This window comes from Ensifer sp. GW823-FHT05D09 (genome assembly GCF_058795755.1).
In genome coordinates this window covers 218,179-233,077 of the sequence record NZ_JBXAIA010000010.1, presented here as the reverse complement: position 1 = coordinate 233,077, position 14,899 = coordinate 218,179, and the positions used below count along the sequence as shown (strand labels likewise).

Sequence of the window (14,899 nt, the reverse complement as noted above, 5' to 3'; positions counted from 1 at the left end):
GCCTGCGTCCGGGTCAGGGTCGGCGCAGGTGCAGCAGAGGATAGGGCCTGCCGTCGTCATCGACAGGCGAGCGGCCGACGGTGGCAAACCCCAGGCGCGCATAGAACCCTGCACCCGAAGCATTCTGCTCGTTGACATCGACGGTCAGAACCGGATGCAGCCCGGCCGCATGGGCAACCAGCGCGCGGCCGACGCCACGGCCGTGGGCATCGGCATGGACAAACAGGGAATCGATCTGCGCCCCGGTCATGCCCATGAAGCCGAGCGCGACATCGTCTGCATCGGCGGCAATCCAGAGCTCGGCTTGCGGCAGATAGTGGGTGGCAACCATCTCTTCTATGGCGGCGAAATCCTCGGCCGAGAGAAAGTCATGCGTCGCGACGACGGCGCTGCGCCAGATGTCGAACGTGCGCTGGAAATCCGACAGGCGGGAAGGACGAATGGGAATAGTCATTTGAGAAGTCACTATATAAATTGCTGCTCGCGTCCGTGAGCCACCAACGAAGGCGACCAATTCCGAGAATGTCACCAGTGATAACGTCAATGGCAGACAATATCGCCGCCACTGAAAGCGGGCGCGACGGCTCGCCACAATAGCCACGAACACAAATTCTTCAAGCGGGCAACAGCTCCTGCCTTCAACAAAGACCGATTTCTGTCCCGACGAGCGACCTGCGCCGCGGCTTCCACCCGACCGACCGGCAGCAGTTGACGGGCGCTATTTTTCGTCGCCCGAGGTGATCTGGTTCTGCTGCGCCATGATCGCCTCCGTCTGCACCTTGGTGTTCTGGCCAACGGCGATCGTCCAGCGTTCGCCTTCCTTCACCAGGATATAGAGCGGGCTGCCTTCCGCCTCTCCGGGGATCGGAGATCCGTCGTCGAGCACTGGACGCTGGCGCACGTTGACGGCGGCCACATCGGGCCTCAGGAAGGAAATGTGCTCTGCCTCATAGCGCGCATATTGATTGCCGAGCGCCGGCGTCAGCACCTTGCGGGTAAACGTTGCGATCTCGTCGCGGCCGGTCAAGCGCCGCCCGAAGGCGGTCACCCAGACGGCATCGGGCATGAAATGTTGCAGAAAATCCTCCGGCGACCGCTCGTTCTGCGACCGCTCGACATCGGCGATCAACTGCCGGATGCCCTCGCCCTCGATCTCTTCACGTGTCTTGGTCATGTTTCGCTCCCCGTCAGACGCATGCCCACTGCATAGCAAGTTGCGAACCTATCGCAAAGCGCGAACGGCCGGACACCATTTGCACGGGAAAAGTGTCCCCAGGGCAGTGAAAATTTGCAATTCGACGTCGCACCGGCGGGCGAAAACTGATTTAGCGGTTGGTGCATCCATCATCAGGCCCGCCCGGACGCCCTCCCGTGAAAATACTTCTCCGTTTTCTTTGCGCCATCTCGATCATCGCCGGCACGCCACCCCTCGCCCACGCCGCGTCTTCGAATGCGGCCCAACATCAGGCACAGGAAAAGCGCAGCAAACGCAAACCCCTGACGACCGAAGTGCGCTTCTCCATCGGCAGGAACGGCGACCTGCTGTCGGTGGCGGTTCACCGCTCCTCCGGAAGCCGCAAGGCCGATGCCGGGCCATCGCCGCGGTCAGGCGGGCAGCCCCTTTCCCGAAGATGCCGGCCGGCAGCCCTGCCAGAATGGAAATGCGCATGAAGATCCAGATGGATGCCGATGCCGTCGGCCGGGCGAGAAAATAGCGCAGGGTCCTCAAGGGCCGCACGCGCAGAGGCGAAAGAGGCGAGCGCCACAAAGATGCCGTCCATGGCCGAGTGACGGCGCCGGCTGTTGGCCCGCTTTGCGCCACCTGAGCATCGCATTCCCTGTTCAGAATTCGGTAACCATACGGCGTGTTACCCGGGGAACAGCGCATTCGACGCCACACGATAGTCTCCATGTCACGGTTTGACAGTCTCTCAGCAACAAACACAAGGCTTGGAGGATACGGACATGATCAAGACCGGCTTCGGCGTTTCCATCACCGTTCTGGCCTTTTCGGTCGCAGTCATTGCCTTCATGCATGTTGCCTTGTCCCAATACCGGGCAGCCGAAATCGCCGACATCACCCTGCCAGACTACAGCACGATCACCTCGTCCATCCATCGCTAAGGCGCGCCGTCTCGTTTTCGACCGGGAAGGAAACGCGTGGCTTTCCCGACGCTGAGGGGCAAGAATGCTTCGTCAAACGATGGAGCCAGACATGATGTCCCTGCTCACCCTCCACACGTTGGCAGCCGCACGCGGCGACGGTCTTCGCCCCGAACTCCTCACCGCGATCGCCCAAGAAAGCCTGATGTCCGCGGCCGGCAGGGACGGCTTTTCACTTCACGCAGGCATTGAGCGCCTTGATGGCCTCATCGGCTCCCTCAAGATCGATCCTGGCTTGCGCAGCGCCGGCCGGTTGAAACGTCAGTTCAACGCTCTGCGCTAACGCCGATTGCAACGTTTCCCTGTCGGTGCCGACCTGAATAGTCAGAAGACGAGGCGAGCGGATTTCGGCTGCACATGCGGGAATAGCCTTGCCGTTGATCAAAGTTGCGTTCAGCCCACAACGGGAATGGGCGGTCCGCCAGCGCCTGCGCTGACAGCGGAGGATCCAGCGCACCGAAGCTTCGAGACCGCAGCCGACATACCGCGCATGACTTCGATCTGGGTACCGTTGATTACCATGACCAGCTTGGTGTTTTTCCCAGATCTCGCCAATAACCGCACTCTTGGCCGCAAGGCGACAGGCGAGCATAAGGACGGCGATCGCCATGATCGCCGCAACCGTTGCGCTGCCGGTCTGCGCTATTCTCCTGCGTCAGGCAGCGCTGACCGGTCTTCCTGAAAACGGCGAATTGCGCCGGTCGAGAAACCTCCCCCTCCCATTGTCGATGCGAACAAACCCTTCCCCTGACAAGGCTTTGCTGCTTGGATGGACCAAACCTGCCGCCTCATGGCCGATACAACGCATTGTCGGAAAGTCTTTGATGTCGAGCGATCATTCCCACCTCTGGCCCGGCGTTCCGCTGGCGCTCGGCTCCGCCGTTCTCTTCGGCGCATCGACACCGCTGTCGAAGCTTCTGCTCGGCACCATCGATCCCTGGCTGCTCGCCGGCATGCTTTATCTCGGCGCCGGGATCGGCCTGGCGCTCGTCCACCGTGCCCGCGCGCTTGTCGGGATCGATGGCGTCGAGGCGCCGCTGGCGCGTGACGACATTCCCTGGCTGATGTCAGTCATCCTGTTTGGCGGCGTGCTCGGCCCGCTTCTCCTGATGTTCGGGCTGTCGCAGACCACGGCCGCTTCCGGCTCGCTGCTCCTCAACCTCGAGGGGCTGGCGACGATGGCAATTGCCTGGCTGGTGTTTCGCGAAAACGTCGACCGTCGCCTGCTGCTAGGCGCTGCCGCCATCCTGAGCGGCGCTGTGCTTTTGTCGTGGAACGGTGCAGGCCTCAGCCTCGATCACGGCAGCCTGCTGATCGCAGGAGCTTGTATTGCCTGGGGCATCGACAACAATCTGACGCGAAATCTTTCCTCGGCCGATCCCGTCCAGATCGCCATGATCAAGGGGCTCGCGGCCGGCACGACCAACCTCGTGCTTGCCCTTTGGCTCGGCGCATCGCTGCCGCCCTTCGGCCTCACCGCCGGCGCCGCCCTCGTCGGCTTCTTCGGCGTCGGCATCAGCCTTGTCCTCTTCATGCTCGGCCTGCGCCATCTCGGCACGGCGCGAACCGGCGCCTACTTCTCGCTCGCCCCGTTCATCGGCGCCCTGCTCTCGATCGCCCTCTTCCGCGACGCCGTCACCCCGCAATTCCTCTCAGCCGGCCTGTTGATGGCCTTCGGCCTCTGGCTGCACCTGGCAGAGCGCCACGACCACGAACACAGCCACGAGGCGCTTGAGCACGAACACGCCCATATCCACGACGAGCATCACACCCACACCCACGACGGCCCGATCACCGAGCCGCATTCCCACTGGCACCGGCACGAACCGATGCGCCACAAGCATCCTCATTATCCGGACCTGCACCATCGGCATAGTCATGGGTGAAGTGAGCCGGGAGGATCACAATTCGTATTGCTTCCCGACGGTTTGACCGTGATCAGCTGGGAGATCCCGCGAAGATGGAAGCTGGCGGCATCGGTCCGCAATATACGGGACTGCGATCAAGTTCGGGCGACGCGCGCCAGAGACCGAACATTAATCTAATTAAGTTGTGTTTCAGGAAGAAATGGTAGCGGAGGAGGGATTCGAACCCCCGACACAAGGATTATGATTCCTCTGCTCTAACCTACTGAGCTACTCCGCCGGGTACCGCGTCAGCGCTTCGAAGAAGAAGCCGTCTTGACTGGACGGGCGGCTTATAAGGCCCGGTTCCGCCCAGTGTCAACCCAAGTCGCGGGGAAAATGTGAAGTTTTCCCGCGCGATCGGAAATGGGGGCCTCAGGCGGCAGCCGGCGCTGCCAGAAGCACCTTCAATGCGGCCTCGGCACCGGCCTCGCGCTCGGATTTGCGGATGAAGCCGCCGCCATAAACGCGGGCGTCTTCGCCGATGCCGGAATAGAGCGCGCAGGCCTGGCCCGGCGCGATGCCGGCCTCGCCCTCGGCAAGTTCGACATAGAGACCTTCCGCATCGCGCTTGAGGATCGCCGGCGCCGGCTGGCGGGTGGAGCGCACCTTGGCGAAACAGTCGAAGCCCGCGGCCGCCACGTCCTCGAGATCCTCGTCGCCCAGCCAGTTGACGTCGCGCAGGTACACGCGGCGCGTTTCCAGCGCTTCCTTGGGGCCGACGATGACGCGGCGCGAGCGGGCGTCGAGATAGACGACATAGAGCGGCTCGCCGGTGGCAATGCCGATGCCGCGGCGCTGGCCAATGGTGTAGTGCAGAATACCGTCATGGGTGCCGAGGATGCGGCCATCGAGATGGACGATCTCGCCGGCGAGCGCCGCGTTCGGCTTCAGCTTCGTAACGATATCGCTGTACTTGCCCTGTGGTACGAAACAGATGTCCTGGCTGTCGGCCTTCTGGGCAACGACGAGACCCATCTCTTCGGCCAGCACCCGCGTTTCGGCCTTGGAGAGATGGCCGAGCGGGAAGCGCAGATAGTCGATCTGCTCCTGCGTGGTGGCAAAGAGGAAATAGCTCTGGTCGCGATCGGCATCCGTCGGGCGATAGAGCGCCCGCTGGCCGGCATAGCGGGGGTTCGGGCTCGGCCGCGAGCGAATGTAGTGGCCGGTCGCCAGCGCATCGGCACCGAGCTCCTTGGCGGTCGCCAAGAGATCGGCAAACTTGACCGTCTGGTTGCAGGCAACGCAGGGGATCGGCGTTTCGCCGGCAACATAGCTTTCGGCAAACGGGTTGATCACGGTTTCGCGGAAGCGCGCTTCGTAATCGAGCACGTAGTGCGGAATGCCGAGCGTTTCGCAGACGCGGCGCGCATCGTCGATGTCCTGGCCGGCACAGCAGGAGCCGGCACGGTGCACGGCGGCACCATGATCGTAGAGCTGCAGCGTAATGCCAAGGACGTCGTAGCCCTCGCGTTTGAGCAGGCCGGCGACAACGGAACTGTCGACACCGCCGGACATGGCGACGACGACACGCGTATCTTCGGGCTTGCGGTCAAAATCGAGACTATTCACGGGATCCAATCCGGCCTTCGGGCGGTGGCAACAGCGCCCGCCCCTGTTTCACGCTTCATGCGATGCAATGCCGGGATAATAGCACACGGCACGCTGTCGGCTTCTGCGGCGCCGCACGCCCTGATCGGACGCGCAAAAAATCGCTGCAGCACTAAAATGTCCAGAACTGTTTCACCGCCTTCTGCGGTTCCGCTTCAAGGCGGGGTGCTCTGGTCGCCGACATATAGAAACTTGTCCGCTCCGCGGCAAGGGCGGCGCTATGGCGCCTGGCCGATCGAAGCGGCCTGTCTCAGATCAGTTTCAGCCGCATGGCGCGGGCGATCGCCTGCATGCGGTTGACGGCATCGAGCTTGCGGGTCGCGCTCTTGAAGTAGCTGCTGACCGTATAGGTGGAGATGCCGAGGATAATGGCAATCTCGTCGCTGCTCTTGCCGGCCGCTGCCCAGCGCAGACACTCGATTTCGCGGCTCGACAGCTTTTCGCGCGCCGAGCTGCCAGTATCGAAGGTGCGCTCAAGGCATTCGAACAGTTGCACGAGGGAAAGATAGAGCGTTGCCTGCTCGACGCCGACAGGCGCCTCGCGCCGCCCGGAGAGCATGGCGACGAAGGGATCGCCGCTGCTGGTATGCAACTGGACGGCGAAATGGCGCGCCATTTCCGGATGCGCCAGAAGCCGGTGCACCATCGCCGCGTCGGCCGGCTTGCCGGCAACGTCGAGCAGTTCGGCACCGCCGACGACCGGCAGCTTGGTGTTGCGCAGCCGCTCGACCAGCACGCTCGACTGAAAGGTCTCGCAGGCGTCGTACTGGCGCACCAGCTCGGACGGCCAGTTACTCAGCACCAGGCGCTCGGAGAAGCGCTGCTGCTCGGCCAGGGGCAACCGCGCTATCATGAAATGGCCGAAGCCATAACGCGCGATCAGCCGCCGCAGCAAATGCAGAAGTTCATACTCGGTGCGCACGGCAGCCGTATCGATTTCGGAAATCATGTCCGCCGTCTCAGCCTCGCGTAGCAAGGCTGGTTCATTCGATTCCTTCATCTCTGATCACCACATCACCGGCGCCAACGCACCTGGTCGAGAGAATACAAACCGCCCCGAGAATCATCCGGCGCATGAACTTCACCCGGCAGCCAGAATACAGCCACCCTCTCCGGCATGCCCGCGAAAGCAACGCGACCGGTTGTGAAAATATGACGATGCACCAAGAATGAATCGGGAGCGCACAAACGTCGCTCATCCTTTATTTCGGCGTCTCGTTACCAAGAATTTTAGTTAAAGTGAAATGTGGTAATTGCATGGCTCCCATGTAAAATCCGCGATAATCCAAAGCTTTCCGGGCAAATTGACGGCTATTGTCGAACGCGACGGGCGTCGCGATCGCCGGGGCGATGTTGCGGAAGTGATCGAGGGAGCGTGCGGAAGTATTTAAAATTATGAGCAAATTGTTACCGACGGCTTAGGCAAATGTTAAATGTGGCGGGCTAAGGTCAGCCACATATGGTCTTGAGTTTGTGTAGAGAGTCCCATGACCGAAATGATGCGACCACGCGTAAAATATGTCATCGGCCCCGATGGCAGTCCTCTGACGATTGCGGATCTGCCGCCGGCGAATACCCGGCGCTGGGTTATCCGCAGGAAGGCTGAGGTGGTTGCCGCAGTACGCGGTGGCCTTTTGAGCCTTGAGGAAGCGTGCGAGCGCTATACCCTCACTGTCGAGGAATTCCTTTCCTGGCAGTCCTCCATCAACGATCACGGTCTGGCCGGTCTGCGCACGACACGCATCCAGCAATATCGCCACTAAGAGCCCACGACAGGGCCATAGGTGGAACGGCGGCTCCGGCTTTCCGGTGGCCGCCGTTTTCGTTTTCCGCCAAACCACGCCGCCCCTTCCTGTCGGCGACATTTCGGCGACAGTGCGTTTCACCTTCGCGTACGTCAAACCGGTTCCTGTTGCCGCAGTCATGCGATAGCATCGTCGACAACACGCAAACGTTGAATACGAAGGGATGCTGAGATGGATATCACCCACGAAGAAACCGGCTCGCACGGCCGCTACTCGACATCCCTCGAGGGATATACCGGCGAGATGACCTATTCGCGATCGTCGCCGAAACTTGTTATCGTCGATCACACCCTGGTTCCCGACGAACTTCGCGGCAAGGGCGTCGGCCAGGCGCTGGCAAAACATGCGATCGACGAAGCGCGCAAGGGCGGCTGGAAGATCATTCCGCTCTGCCCGTTCATGCGCGCGCAGGCGCTGCGCCATCCCGATTGGCAGGATGTCATTCAGGCGTGATCCGGCAGGCGTGATCCGGCAGGCCTGACTCGACAGGCACGATCCGGACATCACCGCTTCAGACAGTCTCGAAATGAGAAAACCCGCCCGACAGCCGAACTGTCGGGCGGGTTTTTATGCTTGTGACAATCGTGCCGGATCGGGCCATGCCATCGGCATCGCCCGACAAAGAATGAAAATCATATGCCTCGAAACGCCGAGGGGCTTACGCCCTCAGACGCGTCGTCGTGTCCCGTTCCTCGAGCGCCGCCGCCTTCGCATACTCGGCCTGCACTTCTTCAAGCGCGAGTTCGGCTGCGTCCTGCTGCATCTTCAGTTCACGAATGGAGACCTGAAGATTGTCGGCTCTTTGACGCGCAGCCTTGGCGAAAGTGGGATAGGCAAAATGCGAGGGATCGGAAATGCCCGACTTCTTTTCCTCGAAAACAATCTGATTTTCCAGATCCTTGGTCATCCGTTCGAACTCAGCCATCATCATCTGAAGCTGGCTCAGCTGACGCTGCTTCTCCCTGACCTGAAATTCCTTCAGGCGGACAAGGCTCTCACGTGCTTTCATACGCAATACTCCCGTGGATAACGAGACCCCGGTTACTGATTTGGCCCGTCGAGCCTGCCCCAACAGGCAGAAAACGAAAAATCGACAGCGATATTAACAAAAGCCTACCGCTGGTAACCTTTCGTTTACGGGCATCGTTAATCATAGGGGTGATGATTTAAGGCTCCGTAAATGCTGAGGCACGAAATATGACGGCCCCGGCATTAACGAGTCAGAAGAGTCAGATAGCGGCATTTCCTCATGTTTCGCATGAAAAGTGCCATTTTGGATTCACGTTTGAAATCAGGGAACTGCTAAAAATATTTAACAATCTCGATACACCTTGCCAGAGTGAATCAGAATTTGTTAACCATTTGATGGCAGCCTCCAAATCAGGCAACGACTGGATCCGTATCGCGTAAGGGGGCCACGATGACCTTGGGCGGCGGAAAAGGGGAAGAATATGCGGGTTCTACTAATTGAAGACGACAGCGCAACAGCTCAGAGCATTGAGCTGATGCTGAAGTCCGAGAGTTTCAACGTTTACACCACCGATCTCGGTGAAGAAGGCGTCGATCTCGGCAAACTCTATGATTACGACATCATCCTTCTCGACCTCAACCTTCCGGACATGTCCGGTTACGAGGTCTTGAGAACACTGCGTCTTTCCAAGGTGAAGACGCCGATCCTCATTCTCTCCGGCATGGCCGGAATTGAAGACAAGGTTCGCGGCCTCGGCTTCGGCGCCGACGACTACATGACCAAGCCGTTCCACAAGGACGAGCTGGTGGCACGCATCCATGCGATCGTCCGCCGTTCCAAGGGTCATGCCCAGTCGGTCATCTCGACCGGCGAACTGATCGTCAATCTCGATGCCAAGACGGTGGAAGTCGGCGGACAGCGCGTCCACCTCACCGGCAAGGAATACCAGATGCTAGAGCTGCTCTCGCTGCGCAAGGGCACGACGCTCACCAAGGAAATGTTCCTCAACCACCTCTATGGCGGTATGGACGAGCCGGAACTGAAGATCATCGACGTCTTCATCTGCAAGCTGCGCAAGAAACTTGCCAACGCTGCGGGCGGCGCCAACTACATCGAAACCGTCTGGGGCCGCGGCTACGTTCTGCGCGAGCCGGATGGTGCGGAATACGCCGAAACCGCCTGATTTCAGGCTCTCGTCCGGGCGCGGCATGGACCCGCATATCCAGGCATGACGCCAACGGACGCCTTTTCGAAAAACCCGCCCTTCGAGGCGGGTTTTTTCGTTGTAGCAATGGCTCCTCGACCGGAAATCGCGCGGCCCCTCCCCCACTTCCTCCGACTGTCGAATGCCTGGTGAAGCTGCCGACCCGCCATCGGGCAAGCGGCGGCAAGGCCTGGAGGAATTGGCGACGAGTATGCCCTGGCCTTGCTTTCCGGCGCCACGCAAGGCCGTGAAATCCGGGCAGCAAAAAGCCGCAGCAATCGCCGCGGCTTGTTCAATCCGAATGAGGATACGTCGGGCGTCAGGCCGCCATAGACTGGCTGGCAAAAACGCTGGTCAGGATCTTGCGATCGAACGGCTTCAGCAGGAAATCGTCAGCGCCGGCGCGCTTGCCCGCCATCATCTTCTTCAGATCCGCCTCGACGACACAGTAATAGATGCGCACCGAAGCACCGTTCGGCAGCCGTCGGATATTGGCAATGAGATCCAGAGCGCCTTCCAGGCCGGCATCGACCACGAGAATGTTCGGAAGCTCGGCTTCACAGCGCACCAGCGCCTCAAGGCCGCTGGGCGCTTCGTAGACAAGGAAGCCCATGCCGGACAGGATACGTTTTCCAACCTTCCTGACGACATCCGAGCCGTCGGCAATCATCAAGCGCCGCATGTCCAACTCCTTCATGCCTTACCTATACGCGCATTCGCACGCTTGAAACAACCCTATACAAATTTGGCAAAGATTTCGTTACGGAGCTTGCTTAACGCCATCTTTCGGATGACTTTTAAAGCGCTGAAAACATTAATTTTTCGGCAAACCGGCGAAAAGCCCGGATTACGGGGCGCCTAAACGGCGACCACGCAAAAAACCGGCGCAGGGGCCATGGCCACACCGCGCCGGACATGTCTCAAATCGGAAAAGACCGGTCCCCGTCTTAGGCGTCGGCAGGCGCCATGCGCGCGGTGAAGATGATCTCTTCGCCGGTGGAAACCACGTCGATCGCCATGCCGGATTCTTCGCCGAGCAGCACCGTGTAATACGGTTGGATCGAGTGCGCATCGACCGCTTCGGCCGGCGTGCCGGACAGAAGTTCGACCAGGCGCGGGGGCACCCGCATCATGCGGCCCTTGCAGACCAGCGTGAACACGGCGTCGAGCTCGGGATTTTCGAGCGTGATGTCGATGACACCGCCGCGCGGGATCGCGCCATAGGCGATGAGGAAGAGGTTCAAGAGCAGCTTGACCCGGTTTTTGGCAATGATGGCACGCGGGCCGTGCCAATTGACCTCGGTCTTCTTCTCGGCGGCGGCAAAATCCTTGGCCGCCCTTTCCGCTTCGCCGGTGTCGATCGACGCTCCGACCGAGCCGGACGCGCCGAAGGCAAGACGCGCGAACTTCAAGCGGACCGAGGCGTTGAGAGCGCTGGTGCGAATGAGGTCCATGGCGTCGGCGTCGGCGCCGCCCTCGTCGAGAAGTTCCAGGCCGTTGTTGATGGCGCCGACCGGCGAGATAACGTCGTGGCAAACCCGGCTGCACAGAAGCGCGGCCAGATCGGGTCCCGTCAATGTCAGGTTCGGATTCGTTGCCATCGTCGTTCCTTGTTCGGTTCCATCGGCATGCAGACATGAGGCACGCGCTCGAGCAGAGCCGGTAAAGCCTCAGACGCGCAGACGCAAGTCATGGGCTGCCCGGCGCAGCCGTTCATCAGTGGATCATAATGACACCACATTTGGTAAACCGATTGTTAAGACCATCGGTTCAAATTGCAGGGAAATGGTCCAGACCCCCGCTGGCCGTGTCATCGATGTTGATGCCGGCCATAGCAAACCCGCAAGCGAGTGATTTTCGCGCCTGACGGAGGAAACGATGCAGCAGATCATGATGGCAGCCAAAACGGCCAGCCGCGCTATCCTGGCGACGATGTTCCTGATGGCAGGCGCCATATCCGCCGCCCAGGCCCAGCAGGCAAACAGCCAATACTCGATGCAGGAGATCGTCGATGCCGGTCACGGCTTCTTCGGCGAAACCTCCGGCGGCCTCGCCAAGGTGGTGGAGCGCGCCTTTGAGCGCTACGGCCTGCCGAACGGCTACATTCTCGGACAGGAAGGTTCCGGCGCCTTCATTGCCGGCCTGACCTACGGGGAAGGCGAACTCAACACCAAGAATGCCGGCCAGCACAACGTGTTCTGGCAGGGCCCGTCGCTTGGTATCGACTGGGGCGGACAGGGCAGCCGCACGATGATGCTGGTCTACAACCTGCCAAGCGTGCCGTCGCTCTACAAGCGCTTCGGCGGCGTCTCCGGTTCGGCCTATGTCGTGGCCGGCGTCGGCATGACCGTGCTGACCGACGAACAGATCGTCGTCGTTCCGATCCGCACCGGCATCGGTGCCCGGCTCGGGGTCAACGTCGGCTATCTCAAGATGACCCAGAACCCGACCTGGAACCCCTTCTGATCCACTGCATGTTTCCTTGGATCCCATCCGATTCAAGGATGAAAACATGCGGCAGTTCAGTGTGCTACAGCGACCTTTGCGCGTCTGATAAGACGCGCGGCACTGTAGACGGCGGGTCCGCTTCGGCGAAATCCCGCCTCAAATACTTGCAGCGCATGAAACGTCATGTTTAGTGCAGGTAAGTAATATGAAGCGCCTTGCCCTGACCGTTACGGTCGGGTGGGGCGTTTGCTTCCGGTCCAGCTTTGAAACGGCCAGCTCGTGATTGAATTCTCGCTCCTTTTTGCCTTGGGCTTCCTGACCGCGATCATCATCGGCCTTCTCGTCGCGCCGGCCATTCACCGCCGCATCGTGCGCTTTGCCGAGGACCGTTTGAAGGCCACCATGCCGCTCAGCCCTCAGGAAGTGCGTGCCCAGAAGGACGCCGCCCGTGCCACTTACGCTGCCGAGAACGCGCGTACACTTCAGGCCCTGAAACGCGAGCGCGACAAGGGCGTGTCGCTGATGCTCGGCAACGAGAGGACGCTGCAGGAAGCACGGCGCCTCAGCGGCGAGAATGCCGACCTGCATGCCCAGCTTGCCGACATGAACGTCGAGGCCGCCGACATGCGCTCGGCGATCCGCCAGTTCGAGCAGCGGCTGGAGCGCATGAAGGCCTCGCTCGAGACCGTTGAGCGCGACAACGCCGCCAAGGCCGAGACGATCAAGGCACTGACCAACCAACTGGCGCAACATGCGGGCGATATCGACAACCTGCGCCTCGATCTTGCCGCACGCGAAACCGAGCTCGAAAACCACAAGAGCCGGATTGCGACGCTCCGCGACGAGCGCGAGGCCCTGCGTTTGGATCTGAAGACCGAAAGCGCGCACGCCAAGGAAATGGAACTGCGCCTCGCCCGTGACGACAGCCGTCTGCAACGGCTGGAGGACAAGCTCGCGCGCGAACTGGCAGCCGGTGCCGATCGCGAAAGCGCGCTCGAGCGGCGCGCCGATGAAATCGAACGCTTGAAGACCAAGGTGAAAGACGTGAATCAGGACATGCGGGATGCGGCCAAGGCGCTACGTGCGGCTGGCGTGGCCTTCCCGGCGCGCAGGGATCGTCGCGCGATCGGCAACGAGCCATCGCCGAGCGTTGCGTCCCTCTCCGCCCCCCTCACCGATCAGCCCGTCGTGCCACCCTTGGAAACCACAATGCTCTCCGATGACCTCAAGAACCGCGCAACTGCCCTGTCGGAGCGGCTGATCAACTCCAGAACCTCCGCCCATGACGACGCCTTGCGCGAGGAAGTGGCCGAAATCGCCGCCGGCATGGTGGCGCTGACCGCAACACGCGAAGGCGCTACCTCGCCGATCCCAGGCCTGCTCGCAGGCGAAGCGCCGAACGGAGCTCCAGGCCGCAAGAGCCTGGCAAAGCGGGCAAAGCAAATCCTGTCGAAAGAATAGAGCCTATCGCGCAGGCGCGTTTTCCGGCTTTGCGCAACCTGCGCAAAGCCGAAAGCCTTCGGCGCAGCAGGTGAACGCCGGAAAGCGCGGTACGTTTGACGCTCAGGTCAGATCCGGTCGTTGATCAAGGCGACCTGGTGCAGCGCGATGCCGGCCGCCATCGAGACATTGAGGCTGTCGAGCCCGGGCCTCTGACGAATGCGCGCGGTGCGGATCGATTTCAGGATGGCAGGCGGCAAACCCTCACCTTCGGTTCCGACAAGCAAGGCGGTGCGCGCCGCCGGTGGTATTCCGCCGATATCGGTTTCGCCGGCCGGCGACAGGCCCCAAATCGCAAAGCCCTCATGCTGCAGCCGTTCGATCAGCGCCGCCGCCGACCCCTCGCGCGCAAACGGCACGGTCAGCACCGAGCCGACGGAAACGCGGATCGCCTTGCGATACATCGGATCGCAGCTCGTCTCGTCCATCAGCACCGCATCGACGCCAAAGGCGGCAGCATTGCGAAACAACGAGCCCATATTGTCGTGATTGGAGATGCCGCAGGCGGCGAGCACAAGGCTTGAGGCGGGAAGCGAGGCGATGAGCGCGTCCCGGCCGAAGACGCCGTCCCGCCGCCCAAGCGCCAGTACGCCGCGGTGCATGTTGAAGCCGGCAATGGCGTCGAACACCGGTGCGGCCGCAACATAGACGGGCACCTCGGCGGGAAATTCCGCCAGAATACCCTCGACGCCGGCCACCCGGCTTTCGAGAAGCAGGATAGCCTCGGCCGCAAGCCCGCGGCCGGAGTGGTGCGCCGCCGCCAGCATGCGCAACACGACCGTGCCTTCAGCGATGAAGCGCCCCTGCCGCCCTGTCAGGTCGCGCTCCTTGATCGACACGAACCCGGCGATACGCGGGTCTGCCGGATCGTCGATGCGGATCGGGGACGGGGCGCTCGCAGCCATGCCGTCAGTTGGTCCTGACGGTGATGTCGGCAACGATGCGGCCGGCGGTAATGTCAAAGACGATGGCACGCGGCTCGGCGCCCGGCAGATTGCCGTAGAACAGCACCTGCGAGCCCGACAGCGCGACGTTTGTCACCGTGAAGCCGGCCGGAAGGGCGGCGACAGCATTGACCGGCGCTTCACTCGGAACGGCGATGGCTGCCGATTGCGCCGGCGCCTTCTCGTCCGTGCGGGTCACCTTGTAGACAATCGTTGCGAGGACAGCCATAAGCATGACCAACATCACGCCTACCGAGACGAGCTGCAGCTTCACCATCTTGCGGCGGACATTTTCCATCGCCGGGTCTAGCGGCTTGTCTTCCTGGTCATCGGGCGCGGGCGCGGTCATG

At 61.3% G+C, this 14,899-nt stretch carries 17 protein-coding genes and 1 tRNA gene; 7 read left to right on the top strand and 11 right to left on the bottom strand.

Annotation, left to right across the window (positions count from 1 at the left end; genetic code table 11):
- Positions 1–13: 13 nt before the first annotated feature.
- Both AC1Q80_RS25335 and AC1Q80_RS25330 read right to left on the bottom strand, forming a co-directional pair.
- A complete protein-coding gene (locus tag AC1Q80_RS25335; RefSeq protein ID WP_492362202.1) occupies positions 14–454 on the bottom strand; it encodes an acetyltransferase in 441 nt (146 codons plus the stop codon).
- Positions 455–718: 264 nt separating this feature from the next.
- Complete coding sequence (locus AC1Q80_RS25330) at positions 719–1,174, bottom strand: SgcJ/EcaC family oxidoreductase (RefSeq protein WP_492362201.1); 456 nt, start codon at positions 1,172–1,174, stop codon at positions 719–721.
- Between the two features lie 791 nt (positions 1,175–1,965).
- On the opposite strand from AC1Q80_RS25330, the gene AC1Q80_RS25325 reads away from it, so the two are divergent.
- Positions 1,966–2,124, top strand: a complete 159-nt coding sequence (locus AC1Q80_RS25325) for a hypothetical protein (RefSeq protein ID WP_173423559.1) — start codon at positions 1,966–1,968, stop codon at positions 2,122–2,124.
- 211 nt (positions 2,125–2,335) lie between these two features.
- Here the strand turns inward: AC1Q80_RS25325 and AC1Q80_RS25320 are convergent, their stop codons facing one another.
- A complete protein-coding gene (locus AC1Q80_RS25320; protein ID WP_492362200.1) occupies positions 2,336–2,773 on the bottom strand; it encodes a hypothetical protein in 438 nt (145 codons plus the stop codon).
- A gap of 214 nt (positions 2,774–2,987) precedes the next feature.
- Here AC1Q80_RS25320 and AC1Q80_RS25315 point away from each other — a divergent pair, with 214 nt between their 5' ends.
- Positions 2,988–4,049 (top strand): DMT family transporter, encoded by a 1,062-nt coding sequence (locus AC1Q80_RS25315; protein WP_492362199.1) that lies wholly within the window; start codon positions 2,988–2,990, stop codon positions 4,047–4,049.
- 182 nt (positions 4,050–4,231) lie between these two features.
- On the opposite strand, the gene AC1Q80_RS25310 is transcribed toward AC1Q80_RS25315, so the two are convergent.
- The 3 genes from AC1Q80_RS25310 to AC1Q80_RS25300 all read right to left on the bottom strand — a co-directional run bounded on the left by AC1Q80_RS25310 (position 4,232) and on the right by AC1Q80_RS25300 (position 6,678).
- Positions 4,232–4,308, bottom strand: a tRNA-Met gene (locus AC1Q80_RS25310).
- A 134-nt stretch (positions 4,309–4,442) separates the two neighbouring features.
- Positions 4,443–5,639 (bottom strand): tRNA 2-thiouridine(34) synthase MnmA, encoded by a 1,197-nt coding sequence (gene mnmA, locus AC1Q80_RS25305; RefSeq protein WP_173423562.1) that lies wholly within the window; start codon positions 5,637–5,639, stop codon positions 4,443–4,445.
- Between the two features lie 289 nt (positions 5,640–5,928).
- On the bottom strand, positions 5,929–6,678 hold the full coding sequence (locus AC1Q80_RS25300; protein ID WP_492362198.1) for a helix-turn-helix transcriptional regulator: 750 nt from the start codon (positions 6,676–6,678) through the stop codon (positions 5,929–5,931).
- Between the two features lie 487 nt (positions 6,679–7,165).
- On the opposite strand from AC1Q80_RS25300, the gene sciP reads away from it, so the two are divergent.
- Together sciP and AC1Q80_RS25290 are read left to right on the top strand one after the other, a co-directional pair.
- On the top strand, positions 7,166–7,441 hold the full coding sequence (sciP, locus tag AC1Q80_RS25295) for a CtrA inhibitor SciP (protein WP_003527546.1): 276 nt from the start codon (positions 7,166–7,168) through the stop codon (positions 7,439–7,441).
- Positions 7,442–7,654: 213 nt separating this feature from the next.
- Positions 7,655–7,936, top strand: a complete 282-nt coding sequence (locus tag AC1Q80_RS25290) for a GNAT family N-acetyltransferase (RefSeq protein WP_492362197.1) — start codon at positions 7,655–7,657, stop codon at positions 7,934–7,936.
- A gap of 205 nt (positions 7,937–8,141) precedes the next feature.
- Here AC1Q80_RS25290 and AC1Q80_RS25285 read toward each other — a convergent pair whose 3' ends face one another.
- Positions 8,142–8,492, bottom strand: coding sequence for a flagellar export protein FliJ (locus tag AC1Q80_RS25285; RefSeq protein ID WP_077502815.1), 351 nt, complete (start codon positions 8,490–8,492; stop codon positions 8,142–8,144).
- A 442-nt stretch (positions 8,493–8,934) separates the two neighbouring features.
- Here AC1Q80_RS25285 and ctrA point away from each other — a divergent pair, with 442 nt between their 5' ends.
- Positions 8,935–9,636, top strand: a complete 702-nt coding sequence (ctrA, locus tag AC1Q80_RS25280) for a response regulator transcription factor CtrA (protein WP_025424706.1) — start codon at positions 8,935–8,937, stop codon at positions 9,634–9,636.
- Between the two features lie 340 nt (positions 9,637–9,976).
- On the opposite strand, the gene AC1Q80_RS25275 is transcribed toward ctrA, so the two are convergent.
- Complete coding sequence (locus AC1Q80_RS25275; protein ID WP_025424707.1) at positions 9,977–10,339, bottom strand: response regulator; 363 nt, start codon at positions 10,337–10,339, stop codon at positions 9,977–9,979.
- A gap of 265 nt (positions 10,340–10,604) precedes the next feature.
- On the bottom strand, positions 10,605–11,258 hold the full coding sequence (gene chpT / locus AC1Q80_RS25270) for a histidine phosphotransferase ChpT (protein WP_077500727.1): 654 nt from the start codon (positions 11,256–11,258) through the stop codon (positions 10,605–10,607).
- A gap of 277 nt (positions 11,259–11,535) precedes the next feature.
- On the opposite strand from chpT, the gene AC1Q80_RS25265 reads away from it, so the two are divergent.
- Together AC1Q80_RS25265 and AC1Q80_RS25260 are read left to right on the top strand one after the other, a co-directional pair.
- Entirely contained in the window at positions 11,536–12,123 is a 588-nt protein-coding gene (locus AC1Q80_RS25265) for a DUF1134 domain-containing protein (protein ID WP_173423565.1), read from the top strand.
- A gap of 261 nt (positions 12,124–12,384) precedes the next feature.
- Positions 12,385–13,566, top strand: coding sequence for a hypothetical protein (locus AC1Q80_RS25260; RefSeq protein ID WP_492362196.1), 1,182 nt, complete (start codon positions 12,385–12,387; stop codon positions 13,564–13,566).
- A gap of 107 nt (positions 13,567–13,673) precedes the next feature.
- On the opposite strand, the gene AC1Q80_RS25255 is transcribed toward AC1Q80_RS25260, so the two are convergent.
- Positions 13,674–14,510: a TrmH family RNA methyltransferase gene (locus tag AC1Q80_RS25255; RefSeq protein ID WP_492362195.1), complete on the bottom strand. Its 837-nt coding sequence runs from the start codon at positions 14,508–14,510 to the stop codon at positions 13,674–13,676.
- Positions 14,511–14,514: 4 nt separating this feature from the next.
- Positions 14,515–14,898 carry a hypothetical protein gene (locus AC1Q80_RS25250; protein ID WP_173423568.1) on the bottom strand — a complete coding sequence of 128 codons (384 nt, stop codon included), beginning with the start codon at positions 14,896–14,898 and terminating at the stop codon, positions 14,515–14,517.
- Position 14,899: the final 1 nt, after the last annotated feature.

Excerpts from the sequence above, each read along its gene's own strand:
- AC1Q80_RS25335 (WP_492362202.1), bottom strand. The coding sequence starts at position 454 with ATGACTATTCCCATTCGTCCTTCCCGCCTGTCGGATTTCCAGCGCACG.
- AC1Q80_RS25330 (WP_492362201.1), bottom strand. The coding sequence starts at position 1,174 with ATGACCAAGACACGTGAAGAGATCGAGGGCGAGGGCATCCGGCAGTTG.
- AC1Q80_RS25325 (WP_173423559.1), top strand. The coding sequence starts at position 1,966 with ATGATCAAGACCGGCTTCGGCGTTTCCATCACCGTTCTGGCCTTTTCG.
- AC1Q80_RS25320 (WP_492362200.1), bottom strand. The coding sequence starts at position 2,773 with ATGGCGATCGCCGTCCTTATGCTCGCCTGTCGCCTTGCGGCCAAGAGT.
- AC1Q80_RS25315 (WP_492362199.1), top strand. The coding sequence starts at position 2,988 with ATGTCGAGCGATCATTCCCACCTCTGGCCCGGCGTTCCGCTGGCGCTC.
- AC1Q80_RS25300 (WP_492362198.1), bottom strand. The coding sequence starts at position 6,678 with ATGAAGGAATCGAATGAACCAGCCTTGCTACGCGAGGCTGAGACGGCG.
- sciP (WP_003527546.1), top strand. The coding sequence starts at position 7,166 with ATGACCGAAATGATGCGACCACGCGTAAAATATGTCATCGGCCCCGAT.
- AC1Q80_RS25290 (WP_492362197.1), top strand. The coding sequence starts at position 7,655 with ATGGATATCACCCACGAAGAAACCGGCTCGCACGGCCGCTACTCGACA.
- AC1Q80_RS25285 (WP_077502815.1), bottom strand. The coding sequence starts at position 8,492 with ATGAAAGCACGTGAGAGCCTTGTCCGCCTGAAGGAATTTCAGGTCAGG.
- ctrA (WP_025424706.1), top strand. The coding sequence starts at position 8,935 with ATGCGGGTTCTACTAATTGAAGACGACAGCGCAACAGCTCAGAGCATT.
- AC1Q80_RS25275 (WP_025424707.1), bottom strand. The coding sequence starts at position 10,339 with ATGCGGCGCTTGATGATTGCCGACGGCTCGGATGTCGTCAGGAAGGTT.
- chpT (WP_077500727.1), bottom strand. The coding sequence starts at position 11,258 with ATGGCAACGAATCCGAACCTGACATTGACGGGACCCGATCTGGCCGCG.
- AC1Q80_RS25265 (WP_173423565.1), top strand. The coding sequence starts at position 11,536 with ATGCAGCAGATCATGATGGCAGCCAAAACGGCCAGCCGCGCTATCCTG.
- AC1Q80_RS25255 (WP_492362195.1), bottom strand. The coding sequence starts at position 14,510 with ATGGCTGCGAGCGCCCCGTCCCCGATCCGCATCGACGATCCGGCAGAC.
- AC1Q80_RS25250 (WP_173423568.1), bottom strand. The coding sequence starts at position 14,898 with ATGACCGCGCCCGCGCCCGATGACCAGGAAGACAAGCCGCTAGACCCG.